The organism is Polaromonas sp. P1_E1_2, assembly GCF_056406035.1.
On the sequence record NZ_JBFUAZ010000526.1, the window covers coordinates 1 to 3,023 of the forward strand.

A 3,023-nucleotide genomic window follows, 5' to 3' on the forward strand; every position below is an offset into this window, starting at 1 on the left:
TACCAGGGCAACTGGCGGCTCATCACCGACCGCAGCAGTTTCGGCACCAACGGAAGCAGCATTGAGCTGACGGCGCCGACAGATGCGTCGACCACGCTGCAGCTGCAGTTGCGCCCGGCTGGCGCCACCACACCGGTTGAGACTGTCAGCCTTGTGAACTTCGGCGACGCACTGCGTTATGACGCCGGAACGCGTAACCTCGCGGCCTATGAATACCAGGTGCTGACAACGGTTTCCGGCGGTGCCACAACCAGCTCGGGCTGGTTGCCCGTGCCGGTGTCCGCGGCAACGGCGGGCACCAGCCAGTGGAGCCGGCCGGTCGTCAACCAGAAGACCGACCGCTGGGGCAATGTGCTCGAGATCAACGACCCGCGGGCCCCGGCCTGGAAGACCACCTACAGCTACAACGCCAACAACCAGATCGTGCGCCAGAGCCAGGCCGATACCGACGGAAACCAGAGCGCGGCCAGCCCTGTCACCGCCATTTACTACGACCGCATGGGCCGGCAACTGGCCATGACAGACGCGCGTGGCAACAGCAACCTGCAGGAGTTCGACGCCGCCGGCAACCTCGTCAAGGAAACCCATGCCGATGCCGGCGTGGTGAGTTACCGGTATGACGTTTTCGGCAACAAGGTGCAGGTCAGGGACGCGCGCGCGTTTGTGACCACCTTTAACTACGACAAACTCAACCGCCTGCTGAGCACCGTGCGGCCAACAGAGGCTGTTTACACCGTAGGCGCATCCAACTGGCTGGCGTATGTCAACACCCGCGCCATCACCGAGACCAGCACCTGGGACCAGGCGGGCCGCAAACTCACCTCGACCAATGGCAACAACGAGACACTGAGCTACGCCTACGACATGCTCGACAACGTCGTGGCGACCCGCCAGCCCCTGGGCCAAACCGTCAAGGCCACCTTCGACCTGCGTGGCCGCAAGTCGGCCGAGGTTGACGCCAACACCAACAGCGCCACCTGGAACTACGACTACTTCGGCCAGCTTTACAGCCACACCGACCTGGGCGGCGCCAAATTCACCTACACCTACGACAATGCGCGCCAGCTGGTTTCACAGACCAGCACCCGCGGCCAGAACCTGCAATACGCCTACGACGCTGCCGGCCAGCTGGTCCGTAACACTGACGCAGCAATGGGCAAGGTCACCACCTATGCGTGGGACCTGGGTGGCCATTCGGTACGCGAAAAAGTGGTGCAGGGTGGAGTGACCTACCAGGACAACTCCATGGCCTACGACGCGCTGGGCCGCTTGCGCTGGGTGGGCGACACCCGTGCCTTCATCAATCTGGAATACGACAAGATGGGTAACCGTACCCGTATCCAGACCCACGTCATCAATGGGGGCGGCGCGGTGGATGCAGACCGCTACTTCCAGTACGACGCCATGAACCGGCAGACCGTGGTCGATGCGGTAGATGCCGCCGGTAACCTGGGCACCACAGGCCACCGCATCACCTACGACGGCAGCGGAAACCGGATGAGCGACACCTACTATGGCAACCGTGTCACGTCCGGCCAGGTGGTTGACCATTACGACCCCATCTATGGCGGCATCCCCGTGCTGGATGAATCGGGAAATTACACCTACGACGAGTCAGGTAATCTGATCACGACCTGGGGCGTCGTCGGTTACACGCCGATTTACCGGACCGACTACTACGCCAACCAGGGCACCACCGTTGAGACGTACGGCTACGACGGCCTGAACCGTCTGATGGGCGTGGTGCGCGACGGTGTGCACCTGGACTATCGCTACTACGACGGAGCCGGCCGCGTTCTGCAGACGGGCCCCGCAGGCACCCTGCCGGTAGGCTATGTCAATGCCCTCACAGGCGGCGCATCAGGCGCCAGCGGCAGCGAAACCCGCATCAACCGCTTTGATGCCAACGGGCGCATGCTGTACCAGCGTGTGCTGCGCAGCGACAACGGCGCCAAGTACGACATCAACTACACCAGCTATGACGCCGCAGGCAATCTGCAAAGCTACGCGTTGCAGAACTACGAAGGCACGGCCTACACCAACTATTACAGCTACGCGCAAAACCGCTTTGACGGCTACAAGGAAGCCAGTGTCTACGGCACCAGCACCTACTTCTCGGCCGGCACCACCAGCAGCTACTACGACGTCAACGGCAACCTGACGGCCATCACCGACAGCACCAACGGCGCCGTCAACCGCAACTTCGTCAATGATGCTTCGGGCAAGGCCCTGTACACCGCCCAGAACGGCCAGGTTCAGCGCCAGCTCATCGTTGCGGGCGAAGTGCTGGGCCGCTACGGCAATGCCTCGAACGGCGCCAACGTGGTCGACTTCAACTTCGGCTACCAGCCCATCAACGGCAGCTATCCCAAGCCCAGCCCGGGCACCTACATCGTGGCGCCCAACGACACCCTGCAAAGCATTGCCAGGGGCGCCTACGGCGACAGCTCGCTCTGGTACCGCATCGCCGAAGCCAACGGCCTGGCCAGCGACAGCGACCTGAGGATAGGCCAGACCCTGACCATCCCCAACCGGGTCGGGACCATCAACAACAACGCCAATACCTTCAAGCCCTACGACCCGAGCGCGATCGTGGGCGACACCACGCCCAACCTGCCGACGCCTCCGCCGCCGGCGGCGCAGAGCGGCGATGACGGGTGCGGCTTCTTTGGGCAGGTGCTTGTCATTGCCATCGTCGTGGTGGCCGCTATTTATACCGCTGGCGCGATGAGCGGAACTGCGGGTGCATTTGGCGGGGGATTCGGCGGAACCATGAGTGCAGGTGTCAGCGTGATGGGCGGCGCAGGTGCAGGTGCTGCAGCAGTCGCGGGAAGTGCCCTAGGAACTATAGGTACTTTGGCTGTGGCTGGTGCGGTAGGCTCCATTGCGGGTCAGATCGCTGGCAACATTTTGGGTGTGCAGGATGGATTCAGTTGGGAGCAAGTTGCACTGGGCGCGATCAGCGGCGCCGTGAGCGGCGGTTTGCAGGGAATGAACATCACCGGCGCCACGGCTTTGGAGGG

The 3,023-nt window shown here is 62.9% G+C and carries 1 protein-coding gene; it reads left to right on the forward strand.

From position 1 onward, the window contains the following. A partial coding sequence (locus tag AC1D1P_RS19285) for a LysM peptidoglycan-binding domain-containing protein (protein ID WP_477674086.1) occupies positions 1-3,023 on the forward strand: 3,023 nt, incomplete at both ends.